Source organism: Phocaeicola sartorii JCM 17136 = DSM 21941 (genome assembly GCF_054653615.1).
Window position 1 is genome coordinate 376961 of record NZ_BAAIFW010000006.1, and the last position, 21184, is coordinate 398144.

Here is a 21184-nt window from a genome sequence, read left to right on the forward strand (position 1 = left end):
AAAAAATCTCTTCTCCGGAATAAAATGGAGAAGAGATTTTCAGAATATCGTTCTTTTTGAGGAAACCTCTTTATACCAGGTGCGCAATCAGTTCCTCACGGTCACCGCACAACAGGTCAATTACCGGAACCTCAATCATGGTATAACATCCGGGCTGCTGTTTCATGGAAGCGCGTGCCACGCAAACCAGTACCTGTGCGGTAAGAGCCGGATTATTGATCTTCATATCAAACTCGAACAACTGATTGTGAGTCTTGCCCGACACCCCTTTACGAACCAGATTGACACCATGACCCACGTCATTCAAATCGTCTACACATGGAACTTGTTTCACATGTGTCTCGTCATTTACAAAATAAGGATCCGACTTGATGGCAGCTTCCACAGTCTTGAAGTCCGCACCTTCCTCCAGTTCCACATACACCATGCGGCGATGGATACCGGTACCCACAGGAATAGTCATGGACAAAGCATCCTTCACACCGTCAATGGCACGGACTGCTACAGAATGCCCCATGCTGCGTCCCGGACCGAAATTGGTATAAGTAATGCCCTTCGGAGCGATGGCTTCCAGCAGCGTACGGACTACAGAGTCGCTTCCCGGATCCCATCCGGCAGAAATAATAGCGACAGCCTTACCGGCCTTTGCCGACTCGTCCAACGAACGGCGCAGGGAAGTGATCTGCGTATGAATGTCGAAACTATCCACCGTATTGATACCCATTGCCAGAATCTCTTTGGCATATTTTTCCACGCTACGGGTCGGAGTAGCCAGCACAGCCACATCCACATCTTTCAATTCCTTTATATCTTTCACAACAGCGTATGCTTCCAACTCGGCAGGTTTGTTTTCCGCACCGCTACGACGGACGATACCTGCAATCTCAAAATCGGGAGCAGCTTCCAAAGCCTCCACTACATACTGACCAATGTTACCGTATCCAACCACGGCCGCTCTTATTTTTCTCATCTTTTATTGGGTTTAGTTTACTATTATCTGTTAATTGGCTGCAAAAATAAACATTTTGCCTCGTTTTTTTGTTTACTCCGGCCTAATAATTTAAAAATATTCTTGCCGAACTTATAATTTAAAAGATAGATGTCCTATTTTTGCAAAGAACTGTAAAATTTCAAAGGAGACAACCATGATAGAATATATTAAAGGAGATATTGCGGAGATCACTCCGGCAATGGTAGTTTTAGATTGTAACGGAATGGGATATGGCATCAATATCTCATTGAATACGTATTCGGCCATTCAGAATCAGAGCAATACGAAACTATATATTTATGAAGCGATCCGGGAAGACGCCTACGTACTCTACGGATTCTCGACCAAACAGGAACGGGAGTTATTTTTGTTACTGATTTCCGTATCGGGCATCGGCGGCAACACGGCACGTATGATTCTGTCGGCTTTATCCCCTTCCGAACTGTGCGGAGTCATCAGTTCCAGCAATGACAAGTTATTGAAAACGGTAAAAGGCATCGGCCTGAAAACTGCCCAACGCATCATCGTGGACTTAAAGGACAAGATCGCCACTTCGGGCATGGAGACTGTGAACAGCGAAATGTTCGCCAACCCGGCCAATACCGAAATTCACGACGAGGCTGTCGCCGCACTCACCATGCTGGGATTCGCACAGGCCGCATCACAAAAGGTAGTGGCCGCCATACTGAAAGAGGAGCCTGCCGCCCCGGTGGAGAAAGTGATCAAGCTGGCACTGAAACGATTGTAAGGGCTGCACATAAAACAAGGGACACGGACAATGCGGACTTTGGGATATCTCTTCAAAATCCGCTTTGTTTGTGTTCCGATTCACATCATTTCTCTTCCTTCTGTTCCTGCATTTTGCGAGTCACGAACTCTATTTTCAAGTTCGCTTCTTTCTTATCTTTACGGATCTGCTCCATGCCGGACAGGATGCGCGCCAGTTCCGTCAATTCCGCAATCGCCTTACGGTCATTGGGCTGCATGGCCGTCTTGTAAGTACGGTCTCCGATAAACTGAACTTGGATATTCTTATCTTTATTAGCCACAATAAAAGCGATGACGCCGCCGTCTTCCCCCATCTTGTAATCGGCCTTCTCGATTGCACGGCCCAAGTCAGTGGTTTCATAACTGTCTTTCGAAGCGGGAGTCTCGGCAAAAGTATCCCCCGCACTCACTTTCACCGCCGTGTGATGCAAAGTGCCGCCTGCACAATAAATAGAGGTAAGGGACATTTCCCCCTGCTCGTTCACTTGTCCGCGCAAGAATGAACGGCCTACGTTCTTCTCTACCGTCTGGGTAGGATAAAAATAATTACCCACCTCCTGATAGGCAGTATCTTTCTCAAGAACAAAATTACCTTTGACAGAATCCAGCTGAGCTTGTTTCACCACCATCATGCTGTCCAGGTAAACCAGACTCTTCTGCTGCTCTTTCAAATCCACCTGCTGCATCAGCTTGACTCCCTGTTTCCTGGCTTCAAACGCTTTCGGATAAAGGATACGGATACTGTCTATCTGCAATTTGGCCTCATTAAAGTTCTCTTTTTCCAACGCCGCCTCAGCCTTACGCAAATTTTCTTGCGCTTTCTTCTCGCCGCCATCATCGCAACCGGCCAGCAACAAGGCAAATAATGCTACTAATCCTATCTTTTTCATGTACTTGATCGTTTTATATGCAGGCAAAAATACAATTTAATTGCGTGATTTCTCCTTATCCTGCGCAAAAAATCGTAAATTTGCCCCTCTTTAAGATGAATATGGAACTAAAAGAACATTTTAATAATAAGATATTCAAGTTAATCTCCGAGACGGCAGACGAATTGGGATTGGAATGTTACGTTGTAGGAGGTTATGTACGAGATATATTTCTGGAACGCCCCTCGAAGGATATAGATGTCGTAGTGGTAGGAAGCGGAATTGAAATGGCACAGGCCTTCGGCAAGAAGCTGGGGCGCGGAGCACACGTTTCTGTTTTTAAAAACTTCGGCACGGCACAAGTTAAATACCATGATACGGAAGTGGAGTTTGTCGGCGCCCGCAAGGAGTCGTACAGCCATGACAGCCGCAAGCCCGTAGTAGAAGACGGCACCTTGGAGGATGACCAGAACCGACGCGATTTCACGATCAACGCCATGGCGGTGTGTCTGAACAAAGCACGTTTCGGTGAGTTGGTAGACCCTTTTAACGGTCTGGACGATTTGAAAGAGAGAACCATCCGCACGCCACTGGACCCGGACATTACTTTCAGTGACGACCCGCTCCGCATGATGCGTTGTGTCCGGTTTGCCACACAACTGAATTTCTATATTGACGACACCACTTTCGAAGCACTGTCACGCAACAAGGAACGCATTCATATTATCTCCAAAGAGCGCATCGCCGACGAGCTGAACAAGATCCTGCTCGCCCCCATACCGTCCAAAGGCTTTATAGAGCTGGACCGCTGCGGACTGCTGCCTTTGATTTTTCCCGAACTGGTGGCGCTGCAAGGAGTGGAAACCCGGAACGGGCGTGCCCATAAGGACAACTTCTATCATACCCTGGAAGTTGTGGACAATATCTCCAAACATACCGACAACCTATGGCTGCGTTGGGCCACGCTGTTGCATGACATAGGCAAACCACGCACCAAACGCTGGGAGCCGCGCATAGGCTGGACTTTCCATAACCATAACTTCATCGGTGAAAAAATGATTCCGGACATCTTCCGCAAGATGAAACTGCCCATGAACGAGAAAATGAAATATGTCCAGAAACTGGTCAGCCTGCACATGCGCCCCATTGTTATCGCAGATGATGTGGTGACCGATTCCGCCGTTCGGCGTCTGCTTTTTGAAGCCGGGAATGACATTGACGACCTGATGATGCTGTGCGAAGCGGACATCACGTCAAAAAATGAAGCACGAAAACAAAAATTCCTGGACAACTTCAAACTGGTACGCCAGAAGCTGAAAGACCTGGAGGAAAAAGACCGGATACGCAACTTCCAACCTCCGGTGGACGGAGAAGAAATCATGCGGATATTCGACCTGCAGCCCTGCCGCGAGATAGGCAGTCTGAAAAGTTCCATCAAGGACGCCATACTGGATGGCATCATTCCTAATGAACATGACGCTGCTTTAGAATACATGCTGAAGAAAGCGAAAGACATGGGATTAACCCCGAAAAACTTATAGGAAATTGGCTATACACTATACCCAAGGAGAGGAATGGGCCAATACCCTGTCGCACGGTGCTGGTATCCTGATAGGTATCATCGGAGGCGGTTATCTGCTGCTTGCCGCCATGAAAAGCGGCAACGCGTGGGCAGCAGGCGGCATGTGGCTTTATCTATTCGGTATGCTGTCGTCCTATATCAGCTCCACCTGGTATCATGCCAGTAAGCCGTCCCCTCACCGCGAGGTGTTACGCAAATTCGATCATGCTTCGATTTATCTGCATATCGCAGGAAGCTATTCTCCCATCATGCTGACAGTCTTACGGGAAGTTGGTGGTTGGGGATGGGGAATCCTTAGTTTCGTATGGTTGTGTGCTCTTGCCGGAATCATTCTATGTTTTGGTAACCTGAAAGAGCACAGCAACCTGGAAACTCTTTGTTATATAGCCATGGGATGCAGCATTTTTGTAGGTTTCAAGCCTCTCTGCCAACATGTACCTCCTGTTTTCATTTATTGGCTGATCGGCGAAGGAGTGTCTTACATCACTGGCGCTGTCTTTTATTCCTTCCCCAAATTGCCTTATATGCACTCCGTTTTCCATCTGTTTGTATTGGGAGGAACGATCTGCCACATGATGGCATTATGGTACATTTTATAACCTTCCCATCTTCAACAAGTTATCCGTGTTGGAAAACTTTTATTCATTTTTTAAACAGAAAGTTTCCCAAAAAGTTATACCTTTGCAACCGTCCGACAAGGTGAAGTTAACCACTTCTAAGAGGGAATGCCGTGAAAATCAGCAACAGTACCCGCTGCTGTAATTCTCATTGAGCTGAAACAATATGCCACTACAAAAACATTTGCGGGAAGGCGTTTCAAGGGAGAGATAAGTCAGAAAACCTGCCTGAAAGGACAGCCAAGTTTTTTTTATTAACAATTAATTTTTCCAACAATGAATTACGCTGAGATTTGTATTATCAAGCGGGATGGAAAGCGGGAAGACTTTTCCATCAGTAAAATTAAAAATGCAATCGGCAAGGCATTCCATGCCTCCGGAATTGACAATGAGGACAAACTGATTGCTGAAATCACCATGCGGGTTATCAGCAATTTTGCATCTCCAACCATCAGTGTGGAAGAGATTCAGGACCTGGTAGAAAAGGAACTGATGAAAGTACGTCCCGAAGTGGCCAAGAAATACATCATTTATCGCGAATGGCGGAATACGGAACGCGACCGTAAAACGCAAATGAAGCACATCATGGACGGCATCGTAGCCATTGACAAGAATGATGTCAACCTGAGCAATGCCAATATGTCCAGCCATACTCCCGCCGGACAGATGATGACTTTTGCCTCGGAAGTTACAAAAGACTATACCTATAAATATCTGTTGCCTAAAAAATATGCCGAAGCACATCAATTGGGCGACATACATATACATGACCTGGATTACTATCCCACCAAGACTACCACTTGTATCCAATATGATCTGGAAGATCTGTTCGAGCGCGGCTTCCGCACCAAGAACGGAAGTATCCGCACCCCCCAGTCTATTCAAAGTTATGCCACTCTGGCCACTATCATATTCCAGACAAATCAGAACGAGCAGCACGGCGGTCAGGCTATTCCCGCTTTCGACTTCTTTATGGCGGAAGGGGTACGGAAGACATTCCGCAAACATCTGAAAACTTTAACCGAATTTTATATAGAAGTAGAAGGAAAAGAACCCGGAACAGAAGCCCTCAAGAAAATTGAAGAGAAAGCGTATGCCATGACACGCAAAGATACACATCAGGCCATGGAAGGATTCATCCACAACCTGAACACCATGCATTCGCGAGGTGGGAATCAAGTGGTGTTCAGCTCCATCAATTATGGAACAGACACCTCCCCCGAAGGGCGCATGGTCATAGAGGAACTGCTGAAAGCCACCATCGAAGGTCTGGGTACCCGTGGCGAAGTCCCCGTCTTCCCCATACAGATATTCAAGATCAAAGACGGTGTATCTTACTCCGAAGAGGATTACAAAAAAGCCATGGAGAACTTTGAAGCGGCACTGGAAGGCAAAATGGAATTCCAGGCTCCCAATTTCGACTTGTTCCTGAAAGCTTGCCGCACCACCGCCAAAGCCCTATTCCCCAATTTCATGTTTTTGGATACTCCTTATAATAAAAATGAGAAATGGGACATCAATGACCCCAAACGTTACCGCTATGAACTGGCGACTATGGGATGCCGTACCCGTGTTTACGAGAATGTAGCAGGCGAGAAAGGCTCATTAGGACGCGGGAATCTGTCATTCACCACCATGAATATGCCCCGGCTGGCCATCGAAGCACGCATCAAGGCGGAAAGTCTGGAAGAATCAGGCAAGAAAGAAGCCATAGAAAGAAAAGCGAAAGAAATCTTCATAGAAAGTGTACATGCTTTGTCCGGACTGATCGCCGAACAACTGTATGCACGCTACCAGTATCAACGTACAGCCCTGGCACGCCAATTCCCATTCATGATGGGAAATGATGTGTGGAAAGGCGGAGGAAAACTTTCCCCCAATGACCAAGTGGGAGATGTATTACGCCAAGGCACCTTGGGCATAGGTTTCATAGGCGGACACAATGCCATGATGGCTCTTTATGGAGAAGGGCACGCACATAGCCAGAAAGCATGGGACACATTATTCGAAGCCGTTACAGAAATAAACAAGGTGGCAGACGAATACAAACAGAAATATCAATTGAATTTCTCCGTACTCGCCACCCCCGCCGAAGGACTGTCCGGACGCTTCACCCGTATGGACCGCCGTAAATATGGCATCATTCCCGGAGTGACGGATAATGACTATTATGTAAACTCTTTCCACGTAGATGTAAAAGAACCCATCACCATTACCGAAAAGATAAAACGGGAAGCTCCTTTCCACGCCATTACCCGCGGAGGGCACATCACCTACGTGGAACTGGACGGAGAAGCCCAGAAAAATGTAAAAGCCATAACCAAAATTGTAAAAGTAATGCATGACGAAGGCATTGGCTACGGCTCTATCAACCATCCCGTTGACACTTGCCAAGCCTGCGGTTACAAAGGAGTCATTTATGACAAGTGCCCTGTTTGCCAAAGCGAGAATATAATGCGTATGCGTCGCATTACCGGCTATTTGACAGGCGACCTCAGCACTTGGAACTCAGCCAAGCGTGCCGAAGAGCGCGACCGGGTAAAACATGGATAATCAGCATGAACTTGTTATTTACCTATCCTGAAACAATAGTCGATGGTGAAGGCATCCGTTATTCCATCTATCTGGCCGGATGCCGTCACCACTGTCACGGTTGCCAGAATCCCGAATCCTGGAACCCATCGGCAGGCACTCCGCTCACACCGGAAAAAGTAGAAAGAATAATCTGCGAAATAAACGCCAATCCATTGCTGGATGGCATTACCTTCTCCGGTGGAGACCCACTTTACCATCCCCAAGACTTCCTGGCATTGATCAAACAGATCAAAGAAGCTACCGGACAAAACATCTGGTGCTATACAGGATATACGTTTGAACAGATACAAAACGATGAAATGTTAAAACCAATACTGGATTATGTGGATGTCATAGTAGACGGGCGGTTCGAACCTGATTTATACTCCCCTTATCTGGAATTTCGGGGAAGCAGCAACCAGCGCATCATCCGTGTGCGATAACACAAAAAAGGAACAAAAAAGGGCGTTTTCTTGATATATATCATGAATTCAGCCTTTTTTATGTTTTTCAGCATCTATTCACTTGCTAATATCAAGAAAAGCCGTACCTTTGCAATGTGGTTGTGAAACCAAATATTAAGTTAATAAAGAAAAGAACAAAATTAGGTATTAAGTATTAAGGTAAAGATTTTAATCAAGGTATTAGATTTAGGTAAAAAAAGATTGAATTAGAAAGGTATTAGTAGTAAGATTTAAGGTAATTAGAAAAAGAAAGTTTTCAGGAGATTAGTTTAATAGGTATTAAAAGAGTTGTTTTTTTTAGGTACAAGAAGAGGATAACACAACTGAGACGAGAAAGATGAAAAGAACCCCATTTATGGAGGGGGGTTCTTCAGGATGTGAGCGGGTTTGATAAGAACTTTCGCTCTTTTTTTTATGTCTTTTTTTCACCACAGAAGAGAAACAATATAATAAACGCAAATTTCCGCAAAGACGATTGATTCAATCTTTGCGGAAATCCGTTTCTATCTGCACTTTACAAAAAATGCCGTATCCTTTTCTGTAGTGCAAACCTAGAACAAGAATCGCATGATATCATTGAAATTCGCCCAGATGAGCAAGGCAAACAACAGAAACATACCGACCATCTGCGCATATTCCATAAATTTGTCACTCGGCTTACGACGGGCTATAATTTCATAAAGCAGGAACAGCACATGTCCGCCATCCAATGCCGGAATAGGCAGAATATTCATAAACGCAAGGATGATTGACAGAAAAGCAGTCATTTCCCAAAAACGATGCCAATCCCATACTTTCGGGAAAATGCTTCCTATCGTTCCAAAACCACCTACGCTCTTGGCCCCTTCTTTGGTGAACACATATTTCATATCGTTCACGTATCCTTTCAATGTATTCACCCCTAATCGCACTCCTGCGGGGAAAGATTCAAAGAACCCATATTCACGGATTGTTTCTTTATAATCAGCCAATGAAGAAAATATCGCCCCCACTCTGAACAGCGAGTCCGTACGCACGGTAGCTGTATCGCGCAATCCGCCACGCGAATAGACCATTTGCATAACAGCACTTTTATCTCCTGCAGCTTCCGCTGCAGCCTGCATTTTATCCAGTTTTTCCACCAATGCATTCCATGAATTCAGCATCTCGCCGTTGACAGCGATCAGACTGTCTCCTTTCTGTATGCCGGCCTTATCCAGCCCCCCCCCCGGTATCACCGAATCAACCACATTAGGAGTCAGAGCGGTAACAAACATCGGATCGTCCTTTGCTATATCCAGCAGGCTGATCTCAGGCATATATACATCTGTTTCCTTACCATCACGCAATACTGTCACGACACGCGCCTCGGTTATATCGCGAAGCATATCCATCCCGAAACGTTCCAATGGTTTCTCGTCTGCACGAAGAAGGATATCACCGTCACGGAAACCTATTTCCTGAGCACGCTCGTTGAACTTCATCCCGTATGTCATATCTTGCAACGAGACAAAGGAATCCCCCCAATGAAATAAAATCATGGAATAGATGAAAATAGCCAACAAGAAATTCATCAAGACACCACCCACCATGATAAGCAAGCGCTGCCAGGCCGGTTTTGAACGGAATTCCCAAGGTTGGGCAGGTTGTTTCATCTGCTCGGTATCCATAGACTCATCTATCATCCCCGAGATCTTCACATACCCTCCCAAAGGCACCCATCCGATACCATATTCCGTATCACTGTTCTTCGGCTTGAATTTGAACAAAGAAAACCACGGATCAAAAAATATGTAGAACTTCTCTACTCTTACTTTAAAAAGACGTGAAAAAAGGAAATGTCCTCCCTCATGAATAATGACCAATAACGAAAGGCTCATTATCAGTTGAAGGGCACGAATCAAAAATGTTTCCATCTAGCTATTTACTATTTTATAATTTATAATTAACATAATTCTTTGCCAGCTATCGCTTAAGATGGCAAAAGGGATGACGCCATCCTACGGGCTTCAGCATCAGTAGCCACATAGTCTTCATAAGTCGGTTCCTTGATATAAGCGACTTTGCCCATCGTCTGTTCTATGACATCACTCATACCCAGGAAAGATATCTTGTCTTTCAGAAAAGCATCCACCACCACTTCATTAGCCGCATTCACTATGCAGGGCATATTTCCGGCCTGATACAAAGCTTCGTATGCCAACGCCAGATTACGGAAGCGTCTGGTATCAGGCTGTTCGAAAGTCAGGTCTGTTATACGGGCGAAATCCAACCGTTCAAAAGAAGATTTCACACGCTCCGGATACGAAAAAGCATATTGAATAGGCAGACGCATATCGGGCATGCCCAATTGTGCTTTCACAGCCCCATCCTCAAACTGCACCATGGAATGAATGACAGACTGTGGATGTACCACCACCTCAATCTGCTCCGGACGCATTCCGAACAACCATTTAGCCTCAATCACTTCAAACCCCTTGTTCATCATGGAAGCCGAATCAATGGTTATCTTCGCTCCCATCTCCCAATTGGGATGCTTCAAAGCTTGTGCCTTGGTCACTGTCTGCAACTGCTCCATAGTATAAGTACGGAACGGTCCTCCCGAAGCTGTCAATATCACTTTCTCCAACCGGTTATTTATTTCCAAGCACTGGAAGATAGCCGAATGTTCCGAATCCACGGGAAGTACAGCTGTATGATACTGATTTGCCAACGCATTAATCAACTCGCCGGCCACAACCAGTGTCTCTTTATTAGCCAAAGCAATAGCTTTACCTGCCTTTATCGCATTTATAGTAGGACGCAACCCGGCATAGCCTACCATAGAAGCCAGAACAATGTCAATAGGTTGTGATTCCACAATCTGAGAGAGCGCATCCGCTCCCGCATAGACCTTGACAGGCAGATCGCTCAACGCCTCCTTCAGTTGAAGATATTTCTCCTCATTGGCTATCACCACCGCCTCAGGCATGAACTTCCGGGCTTGTTCTATTAATAAACCGACGCTGTTATTGGCAGTCAGTGCATAGACCTCGTATAAATCAGGATGCTCCTCTATTACCTGTAAAGCCTGTGTACCGATAGAGCCGGTAGAACCTAATATCGCTATTTGTTTTTTCATAATGTTGTTAAAATACAATGTATTTTGAGGGATCAATCGCACGTCCCTTGTGCCACAATTCGAAATGCAGATGAGGACCGGTAGTCTTCTCGCCGGTGTTTCCTACCAGTGCAATAGCTTCACCACCTTTCACCGGATCGCCTTCTTTCTTTAATAACGAACCACAATGTTTATACACCGACACAAAATCCTGTCCGTGCTGTATCTGAATGACATAACCAGTTTCTGCTGTGTAAGTAGCCAGAATCACTGTCCCATCCAATGTCGCCAGCACACTTTCGTTAGGGTTGGCAGCAATGTCCACTCCGTAATGCCTGTTCTCTGAATTAAAATTTGATGACATCATGCCACGTGTGGGACGATAAAATATCAATCCGGAAGCGGCATTATTATCATTAACGGCCGTCAGATTATACCGTTCCGATTCTTCATACTGCTTGCGGAACTCTTCTTCCTGTCTGGTGCGCTCCATCAAAGAATCAGAACGAAGAATAGTCAGAGAGTCAATAGACTGAACCGTATCCGCTTTTACTTTTCCACTAAATATATCCTGAATATTCATGATATACATATTCTGCCGTGTCACTACTTGCTGCAATGAATCAGCCCGCAGAGCGTTGGTCACTACCTGCGCACGCACCTCACTGTTCATATATCCCGGCAAATAGTTACGTAAAGGAGTAAATACAATGATAGTTGCCGAAATCAGGAAAATTACCGTTACGGCAGACAGCAATACAGACACACCATTGAGCTTGGAAACGTGCAATTCCACAATCTCCTCCAACGTGTTTTCATTGGTTATCGTCAGTTTATACTTAAACTTGAAATTATGCCAAAACGCTTTCTTTCCTTTTTTCTTCATCGCGCGCACCTTCTCTATTTATATCAAGCCATCAGGTACTTCGACCGTCAGCAAACGCTTTTTCTTATCCAATTGGATGATAAATTCCTCGTGGGCAGGCAACAAAAGTTCCTCACCGTCTTTCTCAATGGAAAAAAGGACATTCATCGTACTGTCATCCACCGCCACAATCTCGCCTAACCCACCATGATTCACATCCTCCACCTTAAAACCAATAAAATAGTTCCAGGTAGGTATATCCTCCGAATCTTCCTCCTCATCGGCATATTTCTTGGGGAAATAAACCTCTACATTCGTAAACATACGGGCCTTTTCTGAGGTATCCACCCCCTCCAGCTTTACCAAAGCGGTAGTATCCGAACGAAAACGGTACTCTTCAATAAAAAAAGGCACAAATATACCATCCAACAGACAGACCAGATACTCACATTCCGCACGGTCAAAAATATCATCGGTAAAAGTGAATGAGATTTCTCCTTTCACTCCATGCGGTTTGTTGAATATACCAATCTTGAAAACTTCATCTTTCTTAATCATGATTCTCTAAATTCTAGTAATGCGTGCGCCAAGCGCATTCAAACGCTGGTCTATATTCTGATATCCCCGGTCTATCTGCTCTATATTGTGTATGCGGCTGGTACCATCGGCACTCATTGCCGCTATCAGCAAAGCGATACCGGCACGGATATCGGGCGAAGTCATATTTCCGGCACGAAGCTGGAAATTACGGTCATGCCCTATCACAACAGCACGATGAGGATCACATAATATAATCTGCGCTCCCATATCTATGAGCTTGTCCACAAAGAACAGGCGGCTTTCAAACATCTTCTGATGAATCAGCACGCTGCCCTTCGCTTGGGTAGCCACCACCAGCACCACACTGAGCAGGTCGGGAGTCAGCCCTGGCCAGGGAGCGTCCGCTATGGTCATAATGGAACCGTCAATAAACGACTCTATCTGATAATGTTCCTGCTCGGGGATAAAGAGATCATCTCCCCGCTGTTCCACCCTGATTCCTAAACGACGGAAACTCTCCGGGATAATACCCAGATTTTCATGCGATACATTCTTGATGGTCAGCTCGCTTCCTGTCATGGCAGCCATTCCGATGAAACTGCCCACTTCAATCATATCGGGCAATACCCGATGACTGCAACCATGCAGGCTTTCCACTCCTTCAATAGTGAGCAAGTTGGATGCAATACCGGTAATCTTCGCCCCCATGCCGTTCAACATGCGGCAAAGCTGCTGTAAATAAGGTTCACAGGCAGCGTTGTAAATGGTCGTCTTGCCCTTTGCCAGGACGGAAGCCATCACGATATTAGCCGTACCGGTGACAGAAGCCTCATCCAGCAACATATCAGTGCCTTCCAAATGATCCGCACAAATGCTGAAAATACTTCGCTCCTCATCATAATTAAAGCAAGCCCCCAGCTTCTGTATGCCGATAAAGTGAGTGTCCAGACGACGACGGCCAATCTTATCACCGCCCGGCTTTGAAATCAAAGCCTTGCCGAAGCGGGCCACCAACGGGCCAACCAACATGACCGATCCCCGCAGGCTGGAACATTTCTTTAAGAATTCATCACTCTCCAGATAGTTCAAATCCACCGTGTCAGCCTTAAACGCATACGAATCAATTCCTGTTTTCGACACCTTGACCCCCATATCACGTAACAACTGGATCAAGTTGTTCACGTCCAGAATATCCGGAATATTAGTCACTGTCACTTCTTCCGAAGTCAGCAAAGTGGCACAAAGAATCTGCAGCACTTCATTTTTAGCACCTTGCGGGTATATCTCACCGTGCAATTTATGTCCTCCTTCAATTACAAACGAAGCCATGGTATCAGTTTTTAGGAATTAATATTTCTTTCTTTGATTGTTGTTTTGTTGCGGTCTGCGCTGATTGTTGTTCTGTTGCGGCCTGCGTGGAACATAAACCCGTTGCTGCTCATTCAAACGCAGATCTTCAGGGTTCAGATTGATCGCCCCCTTAGAATAATCACGAAGGTCGTCCAGAATCTTCTGGTCTTCCACCCCGTCTTTATTCCAGTTAAGGAAGCATTTCTTCATGTGGTTTGCGATCAGACTGATCAGCTGCTTCTTTTCCTCACCTTCCGGATAGTCCACCGCCTTTTTAATCATGTTCTCCAGAATACGGCCATAATGACGGTAGCGGATCCCATTATGCGGATAAGGCAACATATCGGGTTTTACCTCCAGATTTTCTTTCTTCACAATCTCATACGGATAATCAATATCCAGTTTAAAACCGGCCATAATAGCCAGATGATCCCATAGTTTATGCTTGAAATCAGGCACATCCCGCAAATGCGGGAACATACCGCCCATAATATTAATAATCGTGTTCGCACAACGCTGGCGCTCAGCTCTATCCTCGATAGTCAAGGCATGATCCACCATGTTCTGCACACTTCTACCATATTCGGGAAGGGGTAAAGTTCGTTGTTGAGTATTATACTCCATATATATCTAAAATTTATAATTTATGCACTAATTTGTCCATTGGATATTACAAAAGCTTTTTGGGTTTGGAAGCTACAAACTCTTTCAGATAGAAAGGCTCAAAATAAGCCACATCCTTAAAGTTCTGTCTTATCATTTCCTTTTCCGCCAATGGGAACATCCATTTGCCCAACGGACGGATATCATCAATGAAATGAGCATGGGGATGAGTAATTTTCTCACGGCATTTGGCAGCCCCGTTGCCAAAGAAATAAACCGGGTGTTCATTCAGAAACTCCAAATAAGAATGCTCATCAACAATATCGGCGGCTATTTCTCTTTTCACATTCAACGCACGGTCATAAACAGCCGCATATACCTCCATGCGACGTGCGTCTATCATAGGGCAGAGCAACGCATCCTCGGGTAAATCATGATGCAGCAACACCGGCACACACAATACCTCCAAGGTAGGAAGTCCGATAAGCGGCAGATTACGTCCATAGCAAATGCCCTTCGCCATAGAAACGCCAATGCGCAGACCCGTGTACGAACCAGGCCCGCAGCTCACAGCCACTGCATCCAACGGCATACCACGACTGTCGACAAACGATAAAGCCTCATCTACGAATACGCCCAGCTGCACGGCGTGTGAAGGTCCTTTCAAATCTTCTTTGGAAAACACCGCCAATCCATCCTCGCTGACGGCAACAGAGCAGGCCTCTGTTGAAGTTTCAATATGCAAAATACACGACATAATGCTCTACTTATATAATATAATCTGCAAATATACACTTTTATTTATACTTCATTTCCATAAAAAGATTACTTTTGCAAAAAAACATATTAGTTATGATACAGTCAATGACCGGATACGGTAAAGCAACCGCTATATTCGGAGAAAAGAAAATTAACGTAGAGATCAAGTCTCTGAACAGTAAAGCAATGGACTTATCGACACGGATCGCTCCTTTATACCGTGAGAAAGAGATAGAAATCCGCAATATGGTTTCCAAATCACTGGAGCGCGGCAAAGTTGATTTCAGCCTGTGGGTAGAGAAAGACGTTTCGGACACAGCCACTCCCATCAACGCCGCCCTTGTAGAAAACTACTACAATCAGATAAAGGCCATCTCCGAAACCACCCATATACCGATGCCCGAAGATTGGTTCGCAACTCTTCTGCGGATGCCCGATGTACTGACCAAAGTCGATGTTCAGGAACTTTCGGAAGAAGAATGGGAAGTAGTCCGCCAGGTAGTGGAAGAGGCCATCAGCCATTTGGTGGATTTCCGCAAGCAGGAAGGTGCCGCCCTGGAAAAGAAATTCAACGAAAAGATAGACAACATTGAGAGTTTGTTGAAATCCATCGAACCCTACGAAACAGAACGTGTAGCCAAGATACGTGAGCGCATTACGGATGCATTAGAGAAAACCATCAATGTGGATTATGACAAGAACCGTCTGGAACAGGAATTGATCTATTACATTGAGAAACTGGATATCAACGAAGAAAAGCAACGTCTTGCCAACCATTTGAAATATTTCCGTGAAACCATGGCCGGTGGTCACGGCCAAGGGAAAAAGCTTGGTTTCATAGCACAGGAAATGGGGCGCGAGATCAATACCACCGGCAGCAAATCCAATCATGCCGAGATGCAGAATATCGTGGTACAGATGAAGGATGAATTGGAACAGATCAAAGAGCAGGTATTAAACGTAATGTAACCGTCCCACACACCGGGCGATTTTTCATAAAAGAATAAAATATGGCAACAGGAAAACTTATCATTTTTTCAGCCCCTTCGGGTTCAGGCAAATCAACCATTATCAACTATCTGTTGACACAAAACCTGAATCTGTCCTTCTCTATTTCCGCCACCAGCCGTCCTCCCCGCGGAGAAGAGCGGCATGGTGTGGAATATTTTTTCCTATCTCCGGAAGAATTCAAGCAACGCATTGCCAATGACGAGTTTCTGGAATATGAGGAAGTGTATGAAAACCGTTTCTACGGAACGCTGAAAGCACAGGTGGAAAAACAACTGGAAGCCGGACAGAATGTGGTTTTTGACGTTGATGTAGTGGGCGGATGTAATATCAAAAAATACTATGGAGACCGTGCACTGTCTGTTTTCATCCAACCCCCCAGTGTGGAAGAGCTCCGTAAGCGTCTGACAGGTCGCGGCACCGATGCCCCCGAAGTGATTGAAAGCCGGGTGGCAAAAGCGGAATTCGAATTGGGGTTTGCCGATAAATTCGACACTGTGATAGTAAATGATGATTTGGAGAAAGCAAAAGCGGAAGCGCTGAAAGTTATTCAAGATTTTATAAAAAAATAAGATGATGATCAAAGATCCGAAAAAACTGGCTCGAAGAATGTTGATACTTTGTATCCTCATCGGCATCATAGCTTTTGCAGTGGGCATCATCGCTATGGTAATGGAACAATACATTATTGCCATAGCCATGGGCATCGTCACTGTAGGACAAGTATGGAATTACAATAAATGGAAAAGTATAAGATAAAGACCGGCATTTTTGGTGGTTCGTTCAATCCTGTCCACATAGGGCATCTGGCACTTGCCAACTACCTGTGTGAATATAGCGGGCTGGACGAACTATGGTTCTTGGTCTCTCCTCACAATCCATTAAAGCGACAGACGGATTTATGGGATGATAATCTGCGATTGGAACTGGTAAAACTGGCCATTGCGGATTATCCCAAATTCCGGGCTTCCGACTTCGAATTTCATCTTCCCCGTCCCTCCTATACCATACATACCTTGGATGCTTTACAGAAAGCCTATCCCGACAGGGAATTCATTCTTATCATCGGAGCAGACAATTGGCATCTTTTCCCCCGTTGGTACAAGGCTGAGGAGATTTTAAAGAATCACCAAGTAATGGTCTATCCCCGTCCGGGCTTCATGATTGATCCGGGCACTCTTCCCTCTTCCGTACAATTAGTCGATACTCCGCTCTTGGAAATCAGCTCCACTTTTATCAGACAGGCGCTGGCCGAAGGGCGGGATGTACGATATTTCCTGCATCCGGCGGTGTACGAGCGGCTGAAGAAATCCTAAGAAGCGATCTAAATTTACCTTTGCCGTCTGATGAATTTACAAGAGACCTGTTTAATTATAATTTTAAGGCGTAGTGTGATTGCATCAATAAGGGAAAAGACAGACTAAAAAAATCCCCGGGAAGACACAGCCATAGCTCCCCAGGGAAAAAACACATCAATTATTTAATCTAAAATTCAAAGGACGCACTCCTTTAACGTTTTGCCAACAATACTTCATTATTTATCAATCCGTTCAACTCCCACCCGGTCATTTCCTTTTTGTAGGAGTGCCATGCCAGAAACTTCCCGGCTTCATCCAACGTATATACATATTTCTGAGTAAGGACAAACGCTTTTTTATCCTTGTTCCACAAAGAATAATCAATATACGCTTCTGTGTTTGTGTACGCAACTTTCATACAATAATAATTCATCCAACTCGTACCATTCCATTTCATACTTTTCTTTTCAACAATTTGTCCCTTATCGTTGTATCTGAACTCAAAACGATACTCCGGAGTCAGAAAGGTACCCTCCTGTTCATAAACCACCTTCGCTGATACACGGCCATTCTCCATCTCTTCATTGGTAACCTTAACAGGTTCGGCTGCATTCACTGTCAATACACTTGCCATTGCAAAAAGGACTGCCATCATCGCTTTAGTAATCATTGTAGTTTTCATAATGTTTTATTTTAATGTTTGTAACTCGTGTTTATTTGTGTCTTTATCTATTAGACGCAAGCAACTCTAAAAACGTTGCAGCATTTCTGCTATTTTTTATTGAACTGCTTCATTTTATAAAATGCAAAGTACATGCCACAACGATAATATATTGATTATCAGCACAAGCAAATAAAAAAGGGTGTCCGATAATGAACACCCTGTACGTTATTGACGAACAACCGAATCTAATTTTTCTATTTTTCAACGCGATGCAAAACCACCAGGACCACTTCACTGGGAGTAAACAAACGGACATCAATGCGTGAGGTTCCCAACCCGTTGGTTATAATAACGGGAGTACCTTGACTGTTTTCTTTCCAGCCAGTGAGAAAACGGTTCCCATAGATGGAATGTTTTACCGGCGAATACTTTTTGAACAAACTTACCTGACCGCCATGCGTATGTCCAGCCAACACCAGATTGGCATTCGAAACATTCGTATCTTCCGCATAATCCGGTGTATGGGTGAGTAATATCACGAAGTCATCCGCCGGGAAATGCTGGGAGGGAGAATCACCGTTTTTCTTCAAATCGAACGGATTGCGCACCCCGCTTACTATAATATGCTGGCCGTCTTTCATCAACTTATAACTGTTGTGTTCCATCAACCGCACATGATTCTTCCGCATAGCCTCCACTACTTCAGAATAACAATAGTCATAATCATGATTCCCCATCACGGCAAATGTTCCGTAAGGTGTATAAACCCTGCTCAACGCAGCGAACAAAGTGTCCAGGTTTCCACCTTTCTTGCTACGATAATCCCCACCCAACAGCAAAGCATCGGCATGTACAGACTTTAATGCCCGCACAACACTATTCAGATCGTTTTTTTTCAAACGGCTCTCATAATGAAAATCCGAAGCAAACCCTATCCTGAACCCGTCGAAAGCCGGCGGAAGATCATAACTATAAAAATCATACCGCTTCACACGGCCTACTCCCGGGAACTCGGACAAGGTGGCTGTAGCGCAAGAAGACAATAAAACAACCGCCAAAAGCAGAAAAAGAAGCTGTTTCTTCATAATCCTTTCTATTTGGAGACAAAGATATGAAATTAATTGTCTTATCTTTGCATAACCTTATTATAAAAAGACATGGGAACAGTTCAAGTCAATTCAATAAAAGCATGGCTTCTGGCCGCCCGTCCCAAGACACTGGCAGGAGCCGCCACTCCGGTTTTGCTGGGGTGTGCCCTGGCTTATGCAGAGGGCCGGTTTCAGATGATACCGGCATTGCTTTGTTTTCTATTCGCTTTTCTGATGCAGATAGACGCCAACTTCATTAATGATTACTTTGATTACTTGAAAGGCAGCGACCGGGAAGACCGTCTGGGTCCCGAACGTGCCTGCGCACAAGGCTGGATCACACTGGACGCCATGAGGAAAGGAATCGCCCTGACCACAGCAGCAGCCTGCCTGACAGGAGCATGCCTATTGGCTTATGGAGGATTTGAAATGATTCCCGTCGGAATCTTATGCATCTTATTCGCCTTTCTTTATACAGCAGGGCCTTACCCGCTGGCTTATCACGGATGGGGAGACATACTGGTCATTGTCTTTTTCGGGTTTGTACCGGTAGGCTGCACCTACTATGTGATGTGTCGTGACTGGACTTGGAACGTGACTCTCGCTTCCCTGGCTTGCGGACTGATTATAGACACCTTGTTGATGGTGAATAATTACCGCGACCGCGATCAGGATGCGAAAAGCGGAAAAAGAACAATTGTGGTACGCTGGGGAGCCAAGACAGGACAGCGGTTATACTTATTTTTGGGATTAACCGCCGCATGGCTTTGCTTGTTGTTTATTCCGACCGGGCACATCTGGGCTGCCTTACTGCCCCAAATTTATCTGCTGCCCCACTTCATGGCATGGCAAAGAATGGTAAAAATCAGCAAGGGAAAAGAACTGAACAGCATACTGGGGGAAACATCCCGCAACATGCTGCTATTCGGAATACTACTGGCATCCGGGCTTATCCTATAACCCAACTCATTCCGCTTTCTCTATCAATACAGTGGTGTAAGCGGAAATACCTTCCTCCCTGCCTGTGAACCCAAGTTTCTCTGTAGTGGTAGCCTTTACGGAAACATCATCCACATCCACCCTCATCAAACGGGCAAGCACCGACTGCATTTCCGGAATCCGTGCTTTCAACTTGGGACGCTCGGCACAGATTGTTGCATCCACATTACCCACCTTATACCCTTTCGTCGCAATCAGATCCACGGTTTCAGCCAACAAAATCTTGCTGTCAATGTTCTTGAACTCTCCCGCAGTATCAGGGAAATGATAACCTATGTCACGCATATTGGCCGCTCCCAACAAGGCGTCGCAAATGGCATGAATCAATACATCGGCATCCGAGTGCCCCAGCAATCCCAATTCATGCTCCAATTTTATTCCTCCGAGCCATAACTCACGCCCTGCCACCAACTGGTGCACATCGAATCCGAATCCTACCCTTATTTTCATCTTACATAAAAATCTAATAATTTCTCACCTTCCAGATACCCCTCCAAATGCTGTCCTATACTGACCGGACCTACCCCTACAGGAGTTCCTGTATAGATCAAATCTCCAATCTTTAATGTAAAGAACCGGCTGACGTACGCGATTATCTCATCCACTTTGAACAACATATCCGCTGTGTTACCTCTCTGCACCGTTTTCCCATCTATATCCAGATGAAAGTCTAAATTCTGTATATCCTTGAATCTGTCTGCCGGCACGAAATCACCAATAGCAGCCGAGCTGTCAAATCCTTTGCATAGTTCCCAAGGCTTGCCTTCCTCCCGAAACCGCCGCTGAAGATCACGCGCCGTAAAATCAATTCCTACCGTCACCGCATCATAATACCTACTGGCAAAACGCGGAGCAATATTCTTTCCCAAACGATTAATACGCACCACCAACTCCGTTTCATAATCCACCTGCCGGGAGAAATCGGGAATAAAAAACGGCTTGCTGTCTTTCAGCAGAGCCGAATCCGGTTTCATAAAAATAACCGGTTCTTCCGGTAGATTTTCATCTGCATGCAACTCGTGGCAATGTGCAACGTAGTTCATTCCTACGGCTATAATCTTCATAT

At 45.3% G+C, this 21184-nt stretch carries 23 protein-coding genes and 1 riboswitch; of the genes, 10 read left to right on the forward strand and 13 right to left on the reverse strand.

The genetic code is table 11. The annotated features are described in order from the left end of the window. Positions 1-70 precede the first annotated feature (70 nt). The gene (locus ACYQ0C_RS18585; RefSeq protein WP_007831351.1) at positions 71-970 is read right to left on the reverse strand and encodes a diaminopimelate dehydrogenase; all 900 of its coding nucleotides are present in this window, start codon (positions 968-970) and stop codon (positions 71-73) included. 175 nt (positions 971-1145) lie between these two features. Between ACYQ0C_RS18585 and ruvA the strand changes: the two genes are divergently transcribed. Next, positions 1146-1739, forward strand: coding sequence for a Holliday junction branch migration protein RuvA (ruvA, locus tag ACYQ0C_RS18590; RefSeq protein ID WP_016278555.1), 594 nt, complete (start codon positions 1146-1148; stop codon positions 1737-1739). Positions 1740-1824: 85 nt separating this feature from the next. Here the strand turns inward: ruvA and ACYQ0C_RS18595 are convergent, their stop codons facing one another. Further along, complete coding sequence (locus ACYQ0C_RS18595) at positions 1825-2649, reverse strand: hypothetical protein (RefSeq protein WP_016278556.1); 825 nt, start codon at positions 2647-2649, stop codon at positions 1825-1827. 17 nt (positions 2650-2666) lie between these two features. Here ACYQ0C_RS18595 and ACYQ0C_RS18600 point away from each other — a divergent pair, with 17 nt between their 5' ends. The 4 genes from ACYQ0C_RS18600 (at position 2667) to nrdG (ending at position 7844) form a co-directional block, all read left to right on the forward strand. Next, complete coding sequence (locus ACYQ0C_RS18600) at positions 2667-4169, forward strand: CCA tRNA nucleotidyltransferase (protein WP_016278557.1); 1503 nt, start codon at positions 2667-2669, stop codon at positions 4167-4169. A 4-nt stretch (positions 4170-4173) separates the two neighbouring features. Next, positions 4174-4809, forward strand: coding sequence for a PAQR family membrane homeostasis protein TrhA (gene trhA, locus ACYQ0C_RS18605; protein WP_016278558.1), 636 nt, complete (start codon positions 4174-4176; stop codon positions 4807-4809). An 81-nt stretch (positions 4810-4890) separates the two neighbouring features. Then, a riboswitch (cobalamin riboswitch) is annotated at positions 4891-5073 on the forward strand. A gap of 30 nt (positions 5074-5103) precedes the next feature. Beyond that, entirely contained in the window at positions 5104-7380 is a 2277-nt protein-coding gene (locus ACYQ0C_RS18610) for an anaerobic ribonucleoside triphosphate reductase (protein WP_016278559.1), read from the forward strand. A gap of 5 nt (positions 7381-7385) precedes the next feature. Then, positions 7386-7844: an anaerobic ribonucleoside-triphosphate reductase activating protein gene (nrdG, locus tag ACYQ0C_RS18615; protein ID WP_016278560.1), complete on the forward strand. Its 459-nt coding sequence runs from the start codon at positions 7386-7388 to the stop codon at positions 7842-7844. A 572-nt stretch (positions 7845-8416) separates the two neighbouring features. On the opposite strand, the gene rseP is transcribed toward nrdG, so the two are convergent. From rseP to tsaB, 7 genes are read right to left on the reverse strand one after another with little or no spacing between them, the layout of a single operon-like run. Then, entirely contained in the window at positions 8417-9760 is a 1344-nt protein-coding gene (rseP, locus tag ACYQ0C_RS18620; RefSeq protein ID WP_016278561.1) for an RIP metalloprotease RseP, read from the reverse strand. 56 nt (positions 9761-9816) lie between these two features. Continuing rightward, positions 9817-10965, reverse strand: a complete 1149-nt coding sequence (locus ACYQ0C_RS18625; protein ID WP_016278562.1) for a 1-deoxy-D-xylulose-5-phosphate reductoisomerase — start codon at positions 10963-10965, stop codon at positions 9817-9819. Between the two features lie 7 nt (positions 10966-10972). Then, positions 10973-11830, reverse strand: a complete 858-nt coding sequence (locus ACYQ0C_RS18630) for a M23 family metallopeptidase (RefSeq protein WP_016278563.1) — start codon at positions 11828-11830, stop codon at positions 10973-10975. Between the two features lie 18 nt (positions 11831-11848). Further along, a complete protein-coding gene (gene rimM / locus ACYQ0C_RS18635; protein ID WP_016278564.1) occupies positions 11849-12367 on the reverse strand; it encodes a ribosome maturation factor RimM in 519 nt (172 codons plus the stop codon). A gap of 6 nt (positions 12368-12373) precedes the next feature. Further along, positions 12374-13678 (reverse strand): UDP-N-acetylglucosamine 1-carboxyvinyltransferase, encoded by a 1305-nt coding sequence (murA, locus tag ACYQ0C_RS18640; RefSeq protein ID WP_016278565.1) that lies wholly within the window; start codon positions 13676-13678, stop codon positions 12374-12376. 18 nt (positions 13679-13696) lie between these two features. After that, on the reverse strand, positions 13697-14323 hold the full coding sequence (locus ACYQ0C_RS18645; RefSeq protein ID WP_016278566.1) for a DUF4290 domain-containing protein: 627 nt from the start codon (positions 14321-14323) through the stop codon (positions 13697-13699). Positions 14324-14369: 46 nt separating this feature from the next. Then, the gene (gene tsaB / locus ACYQ0C_RS18650; protein ID WP_016278567.1) at positions 14370-15059 is read right to left on the reverse strand and encodes a tRNA (adenosine(37)-N6)-threonylcarbamoyltransferase complex dimerization subunit type 1 TsaB; all 690 of its coding nucleotides are present in this window, start codon (positions 15057-15059) and stop codon (positions 14370-14372) included. A gap of 95 nt (positions 15060-15154) precedes the next feature. Between tsaB and ACYQ0C_RS18655 the strand changes: the two genes are divergently transcribed. The 4 genes from ACYQ0C_RS18655 to nadD are packed head-to-tail and all read left to right on the forward strand — an operon-like array spanning position 15155 to position 17385. Then, a complete protein-coding gene (locus tag ACYQ0C_RS18655) occupies positions 15155-16030 on the forward strand; it encodes a YicC/YloC family endoribonuclease (protein WP_025077056.1) in 876 nt (291 codons plus the stop codon). Positions 16031-16071: 41 nt separating this feature from the next. Continuing rightward, positions 16072-16641: a guanylate kinase gene (gene gmk / locus ACYQ0C_RS18660; protein WP_016278569.1), complete on the forward strand. Its 570-nt coding sequence runs from the start codon at positions 16072-16074 to the stop codon at positions 16639-16641. A gap of 4 nt (positions 16642-16645) precedes the next feature. Next, a complete protein-coding gene (locus ACYQ0C_RS18665; RefSeq protein ID WP_016278570.1) occupies positions 16646-16828 on the forward strand; it encodes a hypothetical protein in 183 nt (60 codons plus the stop codon). Further along, a complete protein-coding gene (gene nadD / locus ACYQ0C_RS18670; protein ID WP_016278571.1) occupies positions 16810-17385 on the forward strand; it encodes a nicotinate (nicotinamide) nucleotide adenylyltransferase in 576 nt (191 codons plus the stop codon). Before ACYQ0C_RS18665 ends, nadD begins: the two co-directional genes overlap by 19 nt. A 193-nt stretch (positions 17386-17578) precedes the next feature. On the opposite strand, the gene ACYQ0C_RS18675 is transcribed toward nadD, so the two are convergent. Together ACYQ0C_RS18675 and ACYQ0C_RS18680 are read right to left on the reverse strand one after the other, a co-directional pair. Continuing rightward, on the reverse strand, positions 17579-18049 hold the full coding sequence (locus ACYQ0C_RS18675) for a DUF3836 domain-containing protein (protein ID WP_016278572.1): 471 nt from the start codon (positions 18047-18049) through the stop codon (positions 17579-17581). Between the two features lie 236 nt (positions 18050-18285). Further along, positions 18286-19116: a metallophosphoesterase gene (locus tag ACYQ0C_RS18680; RefSeq protein WP_016278574.1), complete on the reverse strand. Its 831-nt coding sequence runs from the start codon at positions 19114-19116 to the stop codon at positions 18286-18288. 72 nt (positions 19117-19188) lie between these two features. Between ACYQ0C_RS18680 and ACYQ0C_RS18685 the strand changes: the two genes are divergently transcribed. Continuing rightward, the gene (locus ACYQ0C_RS18685) at positions 19189-20079 is read left to right on the forward strand and encodes a 1,4-dihydroxy-2-naphthoate polyprenyltransferase (protein WP_016278575.1); all 891 of its coding nucleotides are present in this window, start codon (positions 19189-19191) and stop codon (positions 20077-20079) included. Positions 20080-20085: 6 nt separating this feature from the next. Here ACYQ0C_RS18685 and ispF read toward each other — a convergent pair whose 3' ends face one another. Together ispF and ACYQ0C_RS18695 are read right to left on the reverse strand one after the other, a co-directional pair. After that, positions 20086-20568: a 2-C-methyl-D-erythritol 2,4-cyclodiphosphate synthase gene (ispF, locus tag ACYQ0C_RS18690; protein WP_016278576.1), complete on the reverse strand. Its 483-nt coding sequence runs from the start codon at positions 20566-20568 to the stop codon at positions 20086-20088. Continuing rightward, positions 20565-21182, reverse strand: coding sequence for a fumarylacetoacetate hydrolase family protein (locus ACYQ0C_RS18695; RefSeq protein ID WP_016278577.1), 618 nt, complete (start codon positions 21180-21182; stop codon positions 20565-20567). Before ACYQ0C_RS18695 ends, ispF begins: the two co-directional genes overlap by 4 nt. Positions 21183-21184 lie beyond the last annotated feature (2 nt).

Bases quoted from the DNA above. Each gene is read 5' to 3' on its own strand.
- ACYQ0C_RS18630 (WP_016278563.1), bottom strand. From the start codon at position 11,830: ATGAAGAAAAAAGGAAAGAAAGCGTTTTGGCATAATTTCAAGTTTAAG.
- ACYQ0C_RS18695 (WP_016278577.1), bottom strand. From the start codon at position 21,182: ATGAAGATTATAGCCGTAGGAATGAACTACGTTGCACATTGCCACGAG.
- tsaB (WP_016278567.1), bottom strand. From the start codon at position 15,059: ATGTCGTGTATTTTGCATATTGAAACTTCAACAGAGGCCTGCTCTGTT.
- ACYQ0C_RS18600 (WP_016278557.1), top strand. From the start codon at position 2,667: ATGCAGGCAAAAATACAATTTAATTGCGTGATTTCTCCTTATCCTGCG.
- ACYQ0C_RS18610 (WP_016278559.1), top strand. From the start codon at position 5,104: ATGAATTACGCTGAGATTTGTATTATCAAGCGGGATGGAAAGCGGGAA.
- ruvA (WP_016278555.1), top strand. From the start codon at position 1,146: ATGATAGAATATATTAAAGGAGATATTGCGGAGATCACTCCGGCAATG.
- ACYQ0C_RS18675 (WP_016278572.1), bottom strand. From the start codon at position 18,049: ATGAAAACTACAATGATTACTAAAGCGATGATGGCAGTCCTTTTTGCA.
- ACYQ0C_RS18680 (WP_016278574.1), bottom strand. From the start codon at position 19,116: ATGAAGAAACAGCTTCTTTTTCTGCTTTTGGCGGTTGTTTTATTGTCT.
- rseP (WP_016278561.1), bottom strand. From the start codon at position 9,760: ATGGAAACATTTTTGATTCGTGCCCTTCAACTGATAATGAGCCTTTCG.
- ACYQ0C_RS18665 (WP_016278570.1), top strand. From the start codon at position 16,646: ATGATCAAAGATCCGAAAAAACTGGCTCGAAGAATGTTGATACTTTGT.
- ispF (WP_016278576.1), bottom strand. From the start codon at position 20,568: ATGAAAATAAGGGTAGGATTCGGATTCGATGTGCACCAGTTGGTGGCA.
- nrdG (WP_016278560.1), top strand. From the start codon at position 7,386: ATGAACTTGTTATTTACCTATCCTGAAACAATAGTCGATGGTGAAGGC.
- ACYQ0C_RS18655 (WP_025077056.1), top strand. From the start codon at position 15,155: ATGATACAGTCAATGACCGGATACGGTAAAGCAACCGCTATATTCGGA.
- murA (WP_016278565.1), bottom strand. From the start codon at position 13,678: ATGGCTTCGTTTGTAATTGAAGGAGGACATAAATTGCACGGTGAGATA.
- gmk (WP_016278569.1), top strand. From the start codon at position 16,072: ATGGCAACAGGAAAACTTATCATTTTTTCAGCCCCTTCGGGTTCAGGC.
- nadD (WP_016278571.1), top strand. From the start codon at position 16,810: ATGGAAAAGTATAAGATAAAGACCGGCATTTTTGGTGGTTCGTTCAAT.
- rimM (WP_016278564.1), bottom strand. From the start codon at position 12,367: ATGATTAAGAAAGATGAAGTTTTCAAGATTGGTATATTCAACAAACCG.
- ACYQ0C_RS18585 (WP_007831351.1), bottom strand. From the start codon at position 970: ATGAGAAAAATAAGAGCGGCCGTGGTTGGATACGGTAACATTGGTCAG.
- ACYQ0C_RS18595 (WP_016278556.1), bottom strand. From the start codon at position 2,649: ATGAAAAAGATAGGATTAGTAGCATTATTTGCCTTGTTGCTGGCCGGT.
- ACYQ0C_RS18625 (WP_016278562.1), bottom strand. From the start codon at position 10,965: ATGAAAAAACAAATAGCGATATTAGGTTCTACCGGCTCTATCGGTACA.
- ACYQ0C_RS18685 (WP_016278575.1), top strand. From the start codon at position 19,189: ATGGGAACAGTTCAAGTCAATTCAATAAAAGCATGGCTTCTGGCCGCC.
- ACYQ0C_RS18645 (WP_016278566.1), bottom strand. From the start codon at position 14,323: ATGGAGTATAATACTCAACAACGAACTTTACCCCTTCCCGAATATGGT.